Below are 16,138 nucleotides of genomic sequence, written 5' to 3'. Positions count from 1 at the left end.
TTTGTTGTCCTCCCCGTTCTTTCGTTTTATCTTTCACCTGTTCATACAGTCCGTTGAAAAGATGCGGTAAGCAGGGAGTATTGTGATGATTATCAAAGAGCAGGCGGTAGAGATCGCCAGGCGCTACGCCGCAGAGCAGAATCGGGGCTGGGATGAGCACTACCATGAGGCTACACCCATGACCCTGTTCGGTGAACCGGTATGGAAAATCTCCACCATGGACATTAAATATTCGCCAGAATTGCCCTGGTTGATGGAGTACCTGCCTAACCCGGCGTATTACTACATCAGCATGGTAGAGGGGCGCTGTATCGCCATTGGCACCCGTAACGGTACTGTTCATGGCGTTCGCTAAAGCCCTTTAGTGTGCCGGTTTTGTCGGGGAAGTGGCCGCCATGCTGTTCATCTTTTCATAGCGTTTTTTATACTCCGCAGGCGGAATACCGTTATGTTTGCGGAATATCCTGGTGAAATAAACCGGATCGCTATAACCCACCGACTGCGCAATTTTGTATATCGGCAACCGCGTCGACTGGATCAGCAAACGTGCACGGTTCATGCGCTGCACTTCGCGCCAGGCATAAATCGTGGTGCCTAAATCATTTTTAAACAGGTGCGCCAGCCGGGAAGCCGACAGGAACACCATGCTGGCCAGCGTTTCGATTTTCAGCTCTTCATCAATATGATCGTTGAGATAGTCGCAAACTGCATTGATCCGCGGGTCGTGCGCGTAGCGGTTGCTGATGGGCTGCTGCTGAAAACAGGTGATGATCAGTCGCTCGAGGGCGTTCATTGCCAGCGCTTCAGATAAGGGCGCATCAGCAGAGTTATGGCGGATCACCTCATAAAAAAGCGCGCGCAGCGTCGCCAGTGTTAGCGCATCCTCAACCCGCATTTTGCCGATCCCTGCCGGGTTTTGATCCCACTTTAGCCAGTCAAGCCAGTAAGGGCGGGGAATAAAGTAAATCCACACGTGATCCCAGTGCTCGCTGTGCTCATCGCGGCCATACTGATGGGGAACGCCCGGCGGGAAAAGCAACAGGTCATTTTGCTGGTATTGCAGGGTGCTTTCGCCTACGTTGGCGCGGCCCTGGCCACGTAGCGTCAGATTGATCAGATAGCCTTTCATGCCCTGCGGGCGATTAATGTAATAATCGAGCGAGGAGCCTCTGGAAATAGGCGTAAAGCCGGAGACGATCCAGGCATTAAAGGTGAAGGTTTTTATCAATGGAGAAAAGTTAATCAGTTCATTGATATCCAGTTCCATTATTGCCTCGTTGATCGCCACCGGCTCGCTGTTTAACTCTCGATGATACTAAAGTCCCATGGGCCTAACTGCAACGGCGCACCACGGTGGATGGCTGTTCCTTGCAGCAGGTTAACACCGTCGATTTCACTGCAGAATGTTTGCTCCTCCCCGGCGTAATTGAAGAGGAAGGTGAGCGTCTTTCCGCGCGCGTTGGTCATTTTTCTCACCACCAGCGGGAAGCGGTAAGCCGACGTGCGCGAGCGCAACGACAGGCCGCGCGTCAGCCAGGCAAAAAGTCGGGCGATCAGCGGTTTTTCAGGCAGGAACCCGACATACATCGCCAGGCCGTTACCGAACGTCGCTTCGGTGGCTGCCGCATAGTGCTTCCACATCGGGTGTTGGTAGCGCAGCAGTGTGCGCGTCTGTTCGGCGGGCGTCAGCAATTCCATCCACAGTTCGGCAGGGTTATGCCCCTGACAATCCAGTTCAGGGATGGCCGCGCTAACGGTGACATTTTCCGGCAGGGTAAACTGGTTGTAACTTACGCCGCAGGCTTTGCTTAACCGGCCGGGTTGCGTCTCCACCCGTACTTTTACGTTTTCATCGCTAAAGCCAGATTTAAAGCCGATCAGCGCACGACCGCCCTGCGCAATATAGGCGTTGATGCGTTCAAGCAGTGCGTCATCCGCTGCATAGAGGGCCGGAACAATGATCGCCTGGTAACGCACGGCGCTATCATCGATATCATTAATGATGTCGACCGCCACGTTTTGTTCGTAGAGCGCATCGTGGAAACGGCGCACGATATCGTTATAAACATTGGTCTGCGCACCGGCAGGTTTAAAGTGGTTCAGGGCATCCATCGCTTCATTGCTGATCAGCAGCGCGACATCGTGTTCAGCCTGCAACCCTGCCAGCTGCGGCGACAGGCGTTTAAAATCAGCGCCGATGGTGGTGGCTTCCTGCCAGGTTGGATTGGGTGCAAAATCATGGCTCAACAACCCTTTCCAGTAAGTTTCAAAAGAATTATGGATCGAGTGCCAGTGCCAGTATGAAACCATCGACGCACCAGCCGCCACATGGCTGAAAGCCTGCAACCGTAGCTGGCCGGGGTAGGGGGTCCACTGCGGAAATCCTTGTGCCTGCGTTTCCAGTACGAAGTAGTTTTGCCCTTTTTTCAGGCTACGGGCCACCGCACCGCCAAAGGCTATCTCTTTCCCGGTTAAATGATCCTGACCCGGATGATAAATGTCGACCCCGGCGATGCTCAGACATTTCGCCGCTGCAAAATGATCGACCCGCGGTTGCACGCCATACGAATAACCCCGCCATTCGAAATCAAAGTTATGCGTGACAAAATGCTGCGGTCTGGCGTATTCGCGCACAATACTGGCCTGCCAGGCCAGGTATTCGCTAACCTGCAGGCGCTGGTAACGGCTGAATGCGCACGCCAGGCTGGCATTGATGGTATTTTCGACCGGGGGAAAGTCGTCCCAGTGATCAATACGGTTGCTCCAGTAATCAAGACCAAAGTCTTCATTCAGTTGCGCCAGCGAGGGGTATTTTTCCTGTAAATGGCGAATAAAACCCTGCTGCATATCACGCCCGATATTGTCGTAATGCTTGGTTTCGTTATCCAGTTGAAAGCCAATCACCGCCGGATGATCGTGCACATGCGCCATCAGAACGCGAATGATATTTTCTGCGTGGCGGCGGAAGTCCGGATTGACGATATCCATGATTTGCCGCGGGCCATATTTTTGTTGCCCGTCCACCGTGGTGACCATCACCTCCGGGTATTTACGTGCCAGCCAGCCAGGGATGGCATACGTTGGCGTGCCGATGATCACGGCGATCCCCGCCGCATGCATTGCGTTCAGTACCCGATCAATATGGTAAAAATTATATTGCCCCTCCTGCGGCTCCAGCGTGCTCCAGGTGGATTCAGCGATGCGTACCACATTGATGCCGGTTTCGAGCATCAGGGCGATATCTTTTTCCAGCCGATCTTCCGGCATGTATTCGTCGTAATAGGCGACGCCATAATATAATGCAGACATGAACCATCTCCCGGTATCAAATTGACGTTGCAGGAACGGCGTTAAACGTTCGCGCTTTGTCGAGGGTAATAAACGAAGCCAGAGTAAATAACAGGGCAATACACCCCAGCACCATATAACTGTCGGCAAAGCCTAGTTTTTGATACATATGACCAATACCCGTTGACAGGAATATTGAACTGAAGCTTTTAGAAAACTGGAAGCCAATAAGATAAACGGTGGCTGAAAGTAGCGGGTTAAAATTAGCGGTAATGTATTTCAGCGCGGCCACCAGCAGGATTGAGCTTTCAAAACCATGCAACAATTTAATCAGGCTGATGGATATTGGCCCCACAGCCCACGCAGAACCGATAATGCGCAGGCTCATAATTAACCCGCAGTACAGCAGGGCATTTTTCGGGCCGATTTTATTCACAAACCATGGAGCAAAAAACATCACGACGGCATCCAGGAAAATCTGCCCGGTGGTTAAATATCCGAATGCCTCAGCGCCATGCGCTTTGCTTTCAAAAAAATGGCTATAGTAAATGGCAAACTGCTGATCGTAGGTTTCATAGACCGCGCCAACGCCAATCATATAAAGGGCGAAGAACCAAAACTTTTTCAATTTTAACAAGGCGGTGGCGTCCGCCAGCGTCACCGGTGTGCTGGTCCGGTGGTGTGCCTCTGGCGCGGCGGTCCTGACCTGCGTTTTCCAGACGGTAAAGAGTAAACACACCCCTGCGCCGCTGGCGGTCCAGAAAATCAGGTTTTGATCGATGCCGTATAATTTCCCGGCGGCAAAGGTGCCTATCGCTGCTCCGATGCCACCAAACATTCTGGCGCGACCAAATTCAAAACCTGAAGCACGGCTGACTTTATCAATATAAGCTTCACAGACACCACAGCCAGCGCCGTAAGCCATGCCAATATAGATGCCGCCCGCTAACGCGCCAAGCACGACGTTTATTTTCAGTAAAGGCGCAAAGATATAGATCCAGTACGGTGCGAATAACGTGATAATAATCGCCAGCATCCACATCAGGTTTTTACGGTAAATTAATTTATCGGAAATAAAACCAAACAGCGGCTGGATGCAAACTGCTACCACGGCGGTAAAGGAATAAACCAGCCCAACGTCGCCGTAATTAATACCAATCGTTTCTGTTAGCCATAATGAGAGGTAGGGATAACAACATCCCCAGCCTATAAAGAAAAAGAGAAAAAACAGACAGCTCATATAATAGTTTTTATTTGAATCTATCATGATGCCCTCACCTTATCGGAACCTGAGTACAGGATTTGTCCTCAGCAAATTACCTTTTCAGGGAGGGGAGAGTCATAAAACTCTCGCTATCGACCAGTAAAAATCTGCTATCCACAAACGGCTGTGAAGTGGCTCACGTTCCGCCTGCGGGTAGCCCGGTGCGCTACCGTTACGCGAGGGGGCTTTCAGCGCGCCGTAAAAACGCGGGCGCAGCCTTTTTTAAATACCCCTTTAACCAGCCAGTAGAACGCGGTGGTGAGCAGAAGATGAAACAGCAATATGGCTGCCAGAACAGGATGTTCCAGCTCCGGCGAGTGGGTATCGGTAAGGCGATCATAGGGCACGATGTGAAAGAGGAGCGACATTAACACAATAAACGTCAGCAGCTTGCTTGCCCGTCGGATGCATGCCACTGCCCATAACAGGAAGAAATTTATCGCGTTAAACCGCTGCGCGCTGCGCCAGCGAGTGAGGCCGCTGGTGAACAGACTAAAGAGGATGACACTGACCGCCAGTACCAGAAAGCCATACGCATCGGTCACTACCGACTCCATCGCTTCCGGTGCCGGTTCGCCGTCCATCCACGCCGAGAGACGCACGGCGTCATCAAACGTCAGGTGGCGGGAAACCGCGTCAAAAACCTGTTGTTCAAACGGTGCTGCCCACATGATGGCTAAAAACAGGATAAAAAAAGCGAAAAACTTGAAGAGCGTAATACCCACAGACTTCATTATTCTGGTCCTTACTTCTACGGGCAGGCAGTGCATCGGCGCACAATGGCAGGGAGGAGACAGGCGTTACACCATCTCGTTAGGCATGAGCAGTACCTTCTGCGGATCTTCAGGCAGGTAATAAAGTACCACGGTATTGTTACGCATCACCTTGATGAGATCTTCCGGGGTGAAGTAACGTTTCGTCGTTGCGGTCACGCTTCCGTTGGCGGTACTGAAGCTAACCACCACGCGGAATTTGGTATTACCGGTACCCGACGCGCCAATTTTTTCTTTGCTGACAATGTTTGCTTCCGTGCGGATGCCGTTCTTTTTGTACTTATCGTAAACCGCGCCAGTGTGGTAGCAATAAACCACCAGCGCCAGCACGATCAGCGTAATAAGCAAAACCGTAAACCAGGGGGAGTCAAATGACATGGTCGTTCCCTAATCATCCATAAATTGCCGGGAATTATAAGCCGTCATTTTCATATCTCAATATTAATCCGGATGCTTCAGGCTGCATGGTGTTGGCCGCCTCACCCAGATGAAACGCTCGCCGGTTTTGGTATTTTCTGTCACGAAATCGCCATCACGATTGCGCGCTGGCGGTACAGAAAAGCGTACAGCATGCGCTGTACGCCCGGAAAGGGGCGGCGGGTAAGGCCGCCTGTGCAATGCCGTTACGCGCGAACGTCGAAATAACGAAAATGCGCGTCTCCTTTTTCCACATTATCTGTTGATGACAGGGCGTAAATCCCCACTTTCGCGCCGATCCATTTTCCAGCCGCAGCAGCAAACGTGGGGCTAATATCCTGCCAGCGTCCCCCGCTCTGCGACCATGCAAAAGTGCAAATCCCATCCCGATCGACGCGGACACGAAACAGCAGGGTCGGCGCTGTGATAGCAACAGGAATGAACACCGAATCGGCCTCGACCATCCCTTTATCGCTGTTCCAGCCGGTGGTGCTTTTTAACCCGTATTGCCCGTTCTGGTAAGCCAGTGCGATTGCGGCAAAGCGCTCTCCGTAGATAACCAGTCCCGCTTCATCCGTCTCATGACGAAAGCGGGCCTGCACCTCCGTTTCCACAGTAAAGGCAGGTGCGGGGAATTTTTGCAGGAGCAGTTGCGGCGTGTCGTACAACGAATGCGCACCCATCGGGTAACAGGCCAGCGTCAGGCCGTTATTGCCGGGCACTATCCAGCCCGCTTGCGGGTTGGCGGGCCACTGCCACTGTAAGCCCGGTTTGCCGCCGACAAAGTTATCGGAGGTTTGCGGTTCGCAATACGCACGTTGTGCGCTGCCGGAGCGCTTACTGCTGCGCAGCACCGGTTCGCCACAGTCTGCGTGTGCATCCTGCGCGCCGATATGCGGCCAGCCTTCTTCGTCCCAGACCAGGGGTTGCAGATGGGTAATGCGGCCGTACAGGCTCTTGTCCTGAAAATGTATAAACCAGCCTTCCCCTTCCGGGGACTCCACCCAGCCGCCCTGGTGTGGGCCATTGATTGGGGTGCTTCCCTGGTGCAGAACGTTTCTGGCCTGATAAGGTCCGGTGACATGCTGGCTGCGCAACACTGTTTGCCAGCCTGTTTCCACACCGCCTGCCGGGGCAAAGATGTAGTACTCGCCATTGCGCTTATAAAATTTGGGGCCTTCGATCGTGGGGTGAGAGCGCGTGCCATCGAAAATGATCCGCCCTGCATCCAGCAATTGTTGTCCATCCGGGGACATTTCGCAGAGCTGCAATTTGTGTTTGATATTCGCCCGGCTGTAGGCAAAGGCATGCACCAGCCACGCCCGCCCGTCGTCATCCCAGAGTGGGCAGGGATCGATCCAGCCTTTCACCGCATGCAGGCAGTGCGCTTTCGACCACTCGCCGCTGGGGTTTTCAGCCTTGCTCATAAAGATGCCTTCGTCCGGCATACTGAAAAAGACCCAGAAAAATCCATCGTGGTAGCGCAATGAGGGGGCCCACACGCCTTTGCCGGGCAGCACCTTGTTGTAATGCTCACCAGGCAGCTCGGGCAGCACGTGATTAATAATTTTCCAGTTCACCATATCGGCGGAAACGAGCAACGGCAGGCCGGGAAGATGGTTAAAACTGGACGCCACCATGTAGTACTGGCCCTCGACACAGATCACATCCGGATCGGAATAGTCAGCGTGGATCACCGGGTTGCGATACGTGCCGTCGCGATTGTCTGCTTGCCATACCATATCCATGACTATTTCGCCTCTTCGGTAATCAATGCAGCACCGGATACGTCCCCTGTGGGTTGCGCGGCAACGCGGCTGGTTTTGGCGTCGATCTCATCATGGATTTTACGCATCAGATCATCATCCAGTTTATAGAAGAAGGAGAGCGCATAAAGGATCAGGTATGACAACGACGGGCCGATTGTCAGCAGGCTGACGATACCGGTGATCGCCGCAGTGCTTTGCGTGGCCGATCCAGCCTGGTAGCCAAACCCGTTTAATGAAAAGCCGACCATTGCGCCAGCCACCGCCATGCCCAGCTTGAGCATAAAAAGGTTGCCGGAGAACGACAGGCCGGTAATACGCCGACCGGTTTTCCACTCACCGTAATCGGCGGCGTTGGCCATCATGTTCCACTTAAAAGGCTGGTACATTTGGTGTAAAAAGCCGATCAGAAAATAGACCGGAAAGATAATGCTCAATAGCGTAGGCGGAATAAAAAACATCATTACTCCGGCAAAAACCAACAACAAATTAATGGTGCGGAACATAAATAATGATTTATAGCGCTGCGAGAAATAACCGGCACCCATTGCGCCAAAAATTGTCCCCACCACCATCGTCGTAATAAAAGCGGTTTTCATGGTGGTATTCCCGGCGCTACTGCCGCCGGTCATCAGATACGTGGCGTAATAGAGCGTTGCGGAACTGCGCATTACGCTGGCCATACTGGAAAAGAACGTAATAATTGCGACGATCCGCCACTGGTCGTTTTGCCAGAGATTTTTTAAATCCGCTTTTATCGATGAGTGACTATCAACGACTGGGGTAATGCGCTCTTTAGTATTCACGAAGCACAATATTAACATCACTATAGCGATGGTGCCCATTACCGCCATTGTAGCCTGATAGCCGAACTGTTTATTTTCTTTACCGAACCACTCCACCAGGCTTAGCGTACCGACTGAAACCAACAGCCCGGACAACGAAGATAATGTAAAACGCCATGACTGCGCTGAAAGCCTGTCTTTATCATTATCTGTAATGACCCCGCCCAACGCGCAGTAGGGAATATTAATAAAGGTGTAGGCCAGCATCAGTCCGGTATAAGTCAGGTAGGCGTAAATTAATTTACCGGTATGGCCAAAATCGGGTGTAGTAAAAGTCAGTACCGCCATCACCGCATACGGCACGGCAAACCAGATAAGCCACGGACGGAAATGTCCATATTTGGTTTTAATGCGGTCGGCAATCATGCCGGTGACCGGGTCCACAACCGCATCAAGAACGCGGGTAACCAGAAACATTACGCCGACCGCAGCGGCGTCCAGCCCGTAAATATCGGTATAGAAATAGGTCAGAAACATGGTCACAGAGGAGAAAACAATACCGCAAGCGGCGTCACCCATGCCAAAACTAAGCTTCTCCATCGTACTCAGACGAGTGTAAACAGACATAATTGCCTCGTAGTTGTCATGCATATTGGAATAACTTGTATGCTATCTTTTGTTTTCAGGTATACCACTTGTAAATTTTGATTTTAGGTTTATGTTTTTTTGCTAATGTGAGGCTTATCTCAATAATGAGTCACGGTGTCGGTGGGGAATGATTAATAAAAGGGTTGTCAGAGGAATAAATGGTCTTTAGAAAGGGCTGATATGGCGGTTATTTCCCACCCACTGCAAAATGCTTAAACACGCTATCGCGTGATTCATGCGCCAGGCGGCACAGATTGCCGCCCGACGCAGCGAGATTAGTGGTGTAACATCTCTTCGACAATCTGCTCTTTATTCATATTGTACGGATAATAGGTCGGCCAGTTGTCCATCTCTTTTAACAATGCCTCCTGAGACGTATTGCCCATAAAAATATGGAAGTGCTGTGATTGCCGCGGGGCAATAATATGATCGCTGAACTGCACATATTTCGGCGCGTTGGACTGGCTCTCTTTACATTCGAAAAGGTAACGCACGCCTTTTTTACCTGAGCTGTAGGTGAGGATTTTATAGCCTGCATAGTCATAGCGGCAGCTGCTGACGCTGTCCCCCACGTGGAATTCCATCACGTTATTTTCAATACCGATCATGTCGACGTTTGTGGCGTAGCCTTTTTTGTAATAGGCCCGATACTCTTCCACGGTTTTGTCACCCTGTCTGGCTTTTTTCTCCAGCACCGGATCGAGCGAACCGTCCTGCAAATAAGGGTAGAGCGACTGCCATATGCCCTCCCAGTCGGCCAGCGTCCGGTCTTTTACATCTTTATTATCGAAAACGCCTTCACTGGCTTTGCGCTCCACTTCTGTTAGCGGCTTGCCGTGATGGTGGTCGTGCGCCATGCTCTGTGCGCTGCCAAGCAACACACTCATGCCGAGTAAAAACGCTTGTTTCTTCATGATCATCGGTAATCCCTGTTTATCGTTTGTGACAAATTGAAATGTTATAATATAACAAAACTAAATGCTACCCACGCGAAAGGGTGACGCCTGTCGTTTAGTGTGTGAAAGACGAAAGGTGCAAGACGATAGCGCGCCAGGAAGAACGTGCTGGGCATGGGGAAGCCCACGGCCAACGGCCTGAATCAGGCGCTGGCCTAAGAGAGTACAGCTTGCGAATTAACGCGGGAAACCGTTTTGAAGGCAGATCTGTCGGCTGGTGCGCAGGGTAAAAGCAATTTTTTGCGGGTACTGGGCGTAATAATTGTGTTCCTCTTCCAGCCCTTTTTGCTGCGCCAGTTTGACCGTTTCCAGCGAACAGGTACGGTAGATCAGATCTTTTTGCATCTTGTGCTGACGTTCAAGCTGCGCTGTGCTGGACTGTTTAAACCAGTCTGGCGTCAGGGAGTAGTCGAAAACCACGCGATTTCCCTGCGGGTGCACATCTTCAACATAGAGATATTCACCGATTTTCATCCGTTTTTGCCCGCCCATACGCGTTTTATCCGCTTCTGCGCCATGTACCGCCAGCTCTTCAACACTCATGGTCTGGATTTTTTGTTGATAAACGCGCACATACTCTGCTGGCTGGGCGTAGTGAGTGGCATAGCGTTGGCGCATTTCCGCATCGCTTACCGTGCACCCTGCCAGCAGGGCGGGTAGCAAGATGACCATTTTTTTCATCATTCCGTTCCTCGTTATCGTTTTTTGTCCACTCAGGATAGGCGCAACGGCACAGAAATGAACTCTTATTTCAGGTAGGGATTAACGGGTGAGGAACAATCCGCGGGCGACGATTTTCTGAAATTCCGGGCACTGGCTGTGTTCAGGGGCGCTACAGCCAGCAATGTGTTTCAGACCGCGACTGAGCAGACGGAGTTTACGGATGGTGTGGTCTATCTCCTGCGCCCGGCTAACTATTTTCTTCGGATCCAGCGTTACTTTTCCTCGGGGGTCAAACATCTGTGCCATCTCATCCAGCGTGAATCCGGCTGCCTGACCGAGGGCTATCAGCTGTAACTGGTTGAGGACGTCCTCCCGGTATTGCCTTCTCAGACCGTGGCGGCCGAGGGGGCAAATCAACCCTTTTTTCTCGTAGAAGCGCAGGGTTGAGGGCGCAATACCGGCGCGCTCTGCCACTTCGCCAATATCCAGCTCTTTCATTGTTGACTTAAACCTCACTTCACGTTGCACACTGTTGGCAAGCTTATCACTGACAAGGTAAAGAAGGCACAACGCATGGACACAGACCTGATTATTCGGCTGCTCATCACGGGGTTGGGCGCAACACTATGCATGGATGTGTGGTCGCTGTTTCAGCGCCATGTACTGGCGATCCCTTCGCTGGATTATGCGCTGGTAGGGCGTTGGATCTTATGGATGCCCAGCGGGCGATTTTACCATCAAACGATAGGGCAGACGCCCGCGTGCAGTGGCGAAAAAGGCGTAGGTTGGGGCATGCACTACCTTACGGGCACTATTTTTGCGTTTCTTCCGTTCTGCCTGGCCGGGCGCGACTGGTACTGGCAACCGACGCTATACCCTGCACTGCTGGCCGGGATAATAAGCCTGTTCGCCCCGTTTATGGTGATGCAACCGGCTTTTGGTTTTGGCATTGCGGCGGCAAAAACACCGCGCCCTGGTCGGGCCAGGTTGCTCAGTGTCTTAACACATCTGATATATGGCGGCGGGCTATATCTGTCTGCCTGGGTAATAGCGCGAGTCGTATGAAGCAGCACCCAGCAGGACACTCAGGTGAAACCCTCAGGCCAGAGATAAGCCTGAGGGATCCATCATGCGGCCATTTGCAGGCACGCATCGGCGCAGCGGCGGCAGATTTGCGCGCAGTGCTGACAGTGTTCATGTTGGTAACGACTGCACTCTTCGGCGCAGGCACGGCAGATATCAATGCAGATGCGGCTAATAGAGGCTAAATGTTCGCTTTCCAGCGCCATGAATTGCCCGGTCACCCGGCAAATGGCGGCGCACTGCATATCCAGCCGGATACAGGCTTGCATCGTCTGCACATCTTCTTCTTGCAAGCAGGAAATGGCGCAATGTTCACAAGCCGCAGCGCACTGGTAGCAGGTTTCGACACATTGTTGATGTTCGGAATGCATAATTATCTCCACATTTTTTGTGTGTCATTCAAGTGTGCACAAAATATCCCACTTAGCCACTTTTCAGGCGGTATTAATTTAATCGTCCTGTGATAATTCAGTGGTTTCATGTAAAATAAAGAAGATACATCTCCTTTTTTGTCTGTGCTTTTTTTTAATTTTTTACGGGTGGTAATAAAAAGAAATATGGCGCAGTTATTCGTTGTTAATGAGTAAGTTGCATTCCCTATGCAATTTATTTTATTTATTTGGCGCTTATACTTTGACTTATTCTCATAAACAACCAGACTTAAAGCTCTAACGCGATCGATATGCCAACGAAATATGCGTACCGATTATGTCGATAATGAGAAGTGGAGATATACCATGGCAGAACAACATAGAGGCGGTTCAGGTAATTTCGCAGAAGATCGTGAAAAAGCATCCGAAGCAGGACGCAAAGGCGGCCAGAACAGTGGCGGCAACTTTAAAAATGACCCTGAGCGTGCATCCGAAGCCGGTAAAAAAGGCGGACAGAACAGCCACAGCGGCGGCAAAAAATAACCGCTGCGCTTTGCAGTTATATGACTTTATTAAGACAATAAATTTTCGCTGTCTTAATAACAGGCGAGCCGGAGACGGCTCGTTTTAAATGGCATGTTATCATGTCGACTGAGGAACTCATGAGACAAAAAAATGAAAATAATAATGATGACGATGATACGGAAATAGTAGAAATTACCAATTTTATTATCACTGAAGCATCATGTAGCGTAAAACATACCCGAATAATTATTGATACATCTGAAGACGTTAATTTACCTCTCGCCCCTTATCAAAAACGCCTGATTCACAGCATGGCAATTCGTAACATCACCCCCGACGATGCAAAACAGAAATAACGTTCATTATTTTTTGGTCGTTGCTCCGTTTATTTTATCGCAACCACGTTCACACAGACGTTAAAAAAATTCCCGAATAAACAGCAAAATAGTGTTTTCAGCGCTGTTTTTTTCGCCTGCCGCCTGGCTTTTTTTCTTTCCGCTTATCTATAGTCAGAACATGAGTGGCGAGAGGGAGGGTACCGTGCTGAAAAGTGAAAAAGATGATCCACACCATGCGCCGGAGTCGGGTGAAAAACAGCCGCAACCGGTGAAGAAGTAACAAAAAGGTCGCTGCGGCGACCTTTTTGTTGTGGCAAAACAGGCATGATGGTTTGCCCTGCTACTGCCTGTTTACGCTTTTTCTACATGTCCCAGCGGCTTCTCCGGGAAACAGTAATCACGTACCCGGCGTTTAAGTTCGGCGGCATCCGGAAAACCACCATCCCGCTTGCGGTCCCAGATCACCTCACCCTCAATATCAATCACAAATATCCCGCCTGTGCCCGGCACGAGCGTGACAGCACCCAGATCGGTGCTAAAGGTATGCAGCAACTCCTGCGCCATCCAGCTGGCGCGCAGCATCCAGTTGCATTGTGAGCAGTAATGCAGAGTAATGGCGGGTTTGGTCATTTTTTTCACCGTCGGCGTGCCTGTCAGAGTCTTTATTGTAAGCAAAGTGCGTCGGGAATATGAAGTTGCTATGAATTTGTTGCAAGTGATAATTATTATCATTACTATCTGGCCGATAACGATGAGGATTGGCCTTCAGTGTCTGGTGCGGACACGGCACAATCCCGCGCCTGACTGGAAGTAAGCGGTGAGCCTGATACTAATAACTCATAGGCTTGCAAAATATGTCTCAATCGCAACTTTCCCGGCCTCGCTTTAGCAAAAGCATGCTGGTGACTTCATTACTCGCAGCGCTGTATCACACCTCCGCCTGTGCGGCAGAGGCAGGTTCAACCACCGTCACAACCAGCCTTCAGGATAATGCTGAAGAGATGGTCGTCACCGCGCCCGCACCGGTATTAAAGGCGGGCAGCCACCACGCTGTCAGCGCCCAGGATTTGCAAAACAAAGGCGCCAAAGACTTCGGCTCTGTTATGCGGTACGAACCGTTGATCAGCGCGACCGGCTCCAGCGGCGGTTCTGGTAACGGCAAAAGCGGTTTCGATCGGGGGGGTTACACCGGCTATAACATTCGCGGGCTGGAAAGCAACCGTGTCGGGATTGACGTTGACGGCATTCCACAGCCAGACGCCACTGGCCGCAGTTATGTCAGTCGTTCTGGCCTGAACACGTTTGGCATTGGCCGCGACTATATCGATCCTTACATGTACGGGGCTGTCGACATTCAGTCCGGCGCCACCGCAACAGATAACGCCAATACCTCGATTGGCGGTAACGTCTCGTTTAAACCGAAATCCGCCGATGATTTTCTGCATCAGGGTAAGGATAGTTATTTTGGCTACCAGAGCGATTACGACTCCGCCGATCGCAGCTGGCATAATGGCGTGACGGGCGCAGCAGGGGACGATACCCTGCGGGGAATTTTTGTCTACAGCCGCCGCGATGGTCAGCAGACCCGCAACAACAGCGGCACCCACGACGCCTACCCGGCCAACTGGCACTCCGACGCGATGCTGGCGTCCGGCATCTGGCAGCCTAATGAGGCGCACAAACTGAGCGCTACGCTGGACTATTACCACAAAACCAACCACACCCATTACGACAGTTGGGACAGCAGCGGTAATGCGATTCTGGGCGAGGCACAGCAGACCAGCCAGACCCGCCGCTGGGGCGTGAGCCTGAAAGATGACTGGACGCCGATGAACGACTGGCTGGACAGCCTGTCCACCAGGCTCTTCTATCAGCATACAGAAGCACATGACCGCACCTGGATGCCGGACAGCACCACTGCCACAATGGAGACGGTTTACTCCAACTATGACACCGACACCTGGGGCATGCAGACGGCACTGGCAAAAAGCCTTGGCCGCCACGATCTGAGTGCCGGTTTCAATGCCAGCACCAGCAAAACCCAGCGCCCGTTTAACCAGTCACCTGTACCCAGTACTTTCAGTGTGATCATGCAGCCCGAAGCCGACAGCAGCAGCTATACGCTGGGCGGTTTTGTCCAGGATCAGATCAATTTCGACGCTGACGGTCACGCTTTTGCCATCATTCCCGGCGCGCGCGTCGTTTACCAGTCAACCAGGCCGGATAACCTCTCCAGCCTGACGACCAACAGCAGCGTGCTGACGGAGTCCTCGGTGTCGACATTGTACGGTAAAAACAGCGATACCCAGCTTCTGCCGTCGTTAACGTTCCAGTATGACATCACGCCGCGCCTGATGACGTACCTGCAATATAAACGTGGCGCAGAGTTCCCGAATGCCAGCCAGCTGTATGGCTCATGGAACCTGGGCTCCAGCTATGCGGGACGCGGGCAGTATGCATTGATCGGCAACACCGATTTGAAAACCGAAACCAGTAACAATGTTGAATGGGGCATGAAAGGCGACGTTGCCGCGGGCGTGACACTGCGTACCGCGCTGTTCTACAACAGCTATAAAAACTTCATTGCTTATACCCGATACACCCGTTCGGCTAACCCCGACAAATTCACCCACGTTCCGTCGAACATCTACACCACTTACCAGGCGGAAAACCGCGATAAAGCCTTTATTTATGGCGGGGAGATCAGCGCGAAATTTAACATTGGTCGCTGGGTCGACGAGCTGAACGGACTGAGCGCCACGCTGGCATATGGCTATACCCAGGGCAAGTCTAAATCGAGTTATTCCGGCGACAAATACGTTGATCTCGACAGCGTCGCGCCAATGAAAGCGATCGTGGGCGTCGGCTGGGATGATCCGGCAAAACGTTACGGCACCGCGCTGACCGCCACCTTTGTTAAAGGCAAACGCGCCACCGCGACCAATCGCCAGTCTTATCTCAATACTGGCGGCGCCCTCGGTAACAGCAACACGGAATATATGCGGGTGCCGGGCTACGGTGTGCTGGACTGGAGTGCCTACTGGCAGGTGGCGAAACACGTCAAAATTAACGGCGGCGTCTATAACATCACCGACCGCAAATACTGGGATTATCTGAACAGCCGGACGCAGGAAACGTCCACTAACCAGAATGCCTATGACCAGGCGCTGGCGGTGATGCCGGGCCGGACATGGCAACTGGGTGTGAACGTCGATTTCTAAGGCGACATGCGCTTTCGTTCGGCCCGTCACCGGCCGAATG

17 protein-coding genes are annotated in these 16,138 nt (G+C 51.9%); 5 read left to right on the top strand and 12 right to left on the bottom strand.

The window, feature by feature from the left end; genetic code table 11:
- Positions 1–82: 82 nt before the first annotated feature.
- The gene (locus ACUY4S_RS18305; RefSeq protein ID WP_312688878.1) at positions 83–355 is read left to right on the top strand and encodes a hypothetical protein; all 273 of its coding nucleotides are present in this window, start codon (positions 83–85) and stop codon (positions 353–355) included.
- 6 nt (positions 356–361) lie between these two features.
- On the opposite strand, the gene araC is transcribed toward ACUY4S_RS18305, so the two are convergent.
- The 10 genes from araC to ACUY4S_RS18255 form a co-directional block, all read right to left on the bottom strand.
- Positions 362–1,267: an arabinose operon transcriptional regulator AraC gene (gene araC, locus ACUY4S_RS18300; RefSeq protein ID WP_312688879.1), complete on the bottom strand. Its 906-nt coding sequence runs from the start codon at positions 1,265–1,267 to the stop codon at positions 362–364.
- A 32-nt stretch (positions 1,268–1,299) separates the two neighbouring features.
- On the bottom strand, positions 1,300–3,309 hold the full coding sequence (locus tag ACUY4S_RS18295) for a beta-galactosidase (RefSeq protein WP_312688881.1): 2,010 nt from the start codon (positions 3,307–3,309) through the stop codon (positions 1,300–1,302).
- 16 nt (positions 3,310–3,325) lie between these two features.
- A complete protein-coding gene (locus ACUY4S_RS18290; protein ID WP_312688883.1) occupies positions 3,326–4,555 on the bottom strand; it encodes an oligosaccharide MFS transporter in 1,230 nt (409 codons plus the stop codon).
- Positions 4,556–4,740: 185 nt separating this feature from the next.
- On the bottom strand, positions 4,741–5,286 hold the full coding sequence (locus tag ACUY4S_RS18285; RefSeq protein ID WP_312688885.1) for a hypothetical protein: 546 nt from the start codon (positions 5,284–5,286) through the stop codon (positions 4,741–4,743).
- A 66-nt stretch (positions 5,287–5,352) separates the two neighbouring features.
- Positions 5,353–5,703, bottom strand: a complete 351-nt coding sequence (locus ACUY4S_RS18280) for a DUF3592 domain-containing protein (RefSeq protein ID WP_458022075.1) — start codon at positions 5,701–5,703, stop codon at positions 5,353–5,355.
- 245 nt (positions 5,704–5,948) lie between these two features.
- Positions 5,949–7,490, bottom strand: coding sequence for a glycoside hydrolase family 43 protein (locus ACUY4S_RS18275; protein ID WP_458022074.1), 1,542 nt, complete (start codon positions 7,488–7,490; stop codon positions 5,949–5,951).
- A 2-nt stretch (positions 7,491–7,492) separates the two neighbouring features.
- The gene (locus ACUY4S_RS18270) at positions 7,493–8,920 is read right to left on the bottom strand and encodes a glycoside-pentoside-hexuronide (GPH):cation symporter (RefSeq protein ID WP_312688890.1); all 1,428 of its coding nucleotides are present in this window, start codon (positions 8,918–8,920) and stop codon (positions 7,493–7,495) included.
- Between the two features lie 296 nt (positions 8,921–9,216).
- Positions 9,217–9,861: a metal-binding protein ZinT gene (gene zinT / locus ACUY4S_RS18265; protein WP_458022073.1), complete on the bottom strand. Its 645-nt coding sequence runs from the start codon at positions 9,859–9,861 to the stop codon at positions 9,217–9,219.
- A gap of 213 nt (positions 9,862–10,074) precedes the next feature.
- The gene (locus tag ACUY4S_RS18260; protein ID WP_312688892.1) at positions 10,075–10,581 is read right to left on the bottom strand and encodes a hypothetical protein; all 507 of its coding nucleotides are present in this window, start codon (positions 10,579–10,581) and stop codon (positions 10,075–10,077) included.
- Between the two features lie 78 nt (positions 10,582–10,659).
- Positions 10,660–11,058: a helix-turn-helix domain-containing protein gene (locus ACUY4S_RS18255; protein WP_409429811.1), complete on the bottom strand. Its 399-nt coding sequence runs from the start codon at positions 11,056–11,058 to the stop codon at positions 10,660–10,662.
- A gap of 75 nt (positions 11,059–11,133) precedes the next feature.
- On the opposite strand from ACUY4S_RS18255, the gene ACUY4S_RS18250 reads away from it, so the two are divergent.
- A complete protein-coding gene (locus tag ACUY4S_RS18250) occupies positions 11,134–11,625 on the top strand; it encodes a DUF2938 domain-containing protein (RefSeq protein WP_458022072.1) in 492 nt (163 codons plus the stop codon).
- Positions 11,626–11,687: 62 nt separating this feature from the next.
- On the opposite strand, the gene ACUY4S_RS18245 is transcribed toward ACUY4S_RS18250, so the two are convergent.
- Positions 11,688–12,014, bottom strand: a complete 327-nt coding sequence (locus tag ACUY4S_RS18245; RefSeq protein WP_312688897.1) for a four-helix bundle copper-binding protein — start codon at positions 12,012–12,014, stop codon at positions 11,688–11,690.
- A 366-nt stretch (positions 12,015–12,380) separates the two neighbouring features.
- On the opposite strand from ACUY4S_RS18245, the gene ACUY4S_RS18240 reads away from it, so the two are divergent.
- A complete protein-coding gene (locus ACUY4S_RS18240; RefSeq protein WP_312689132.1) occupies positions 12,381–12,557 on the top strand; it encodes a con-10 family general stress protein in 177 nt (58 codons plus the stop codon).
- A gap of 101 nt (positions 12,558–12,658) precedes the next feature.
- Positions 12,659–12,895, top strand: a complete 237-nt coding sequence (locus tag ACUY4S_RS18235; RefSeq protein ID WP_458022071.1) for a hypothetical protein — start codon at positions 12,659–12,661, stop codon at positions 12,893–12,895.
- A gap of 333 nt (positions 12,896–13,228) precedes the next feature.
- Here the strand turns inward: ACUY4S_RS18235 and ACUY4S_RS18230 are convergent, their stop codons facing one another.
- Positions 13,229–13,507: an Rdx family protein gene (locus ACUY4S_RS18230; RefSeq protein WP_312688901.1), complete on the bottom strand. Its 279-nt coding sequence runs from the start codon at positions 13,505–13,507 to the stop codon at positions 13,229–13,231.
- 224 nt (positions 13,508–13,731) lie between these two features.
- Between ACUY4S_RS18230 and ACUY4S_RS18225 the strand changes: the two genes are divergently transcribed.
- The gene (locus ACUY4S_RS18225; protein WP_312688903.1) at positions 13,732–16,098 is read left to right on the top strand and encodes a TonB-dependent receptor domain-containing protein; all 2,367 of its coding nucleotides are present in this window, start codon (positions 13,732–13,734) and stop codon (positions 16,096–16,098) included.
- The last annotated feature ends 40 nt before the right edge of the window (positions 16,099–16,138 follow it).

Source organism: Kosakonia beeri (assembly GCF_054165705.1).
The sequence above is the reverse complement of the archived record's forward strand: the minus strand, read 5'-3'. Positions and strand labels throughout refer to the sequence as shown.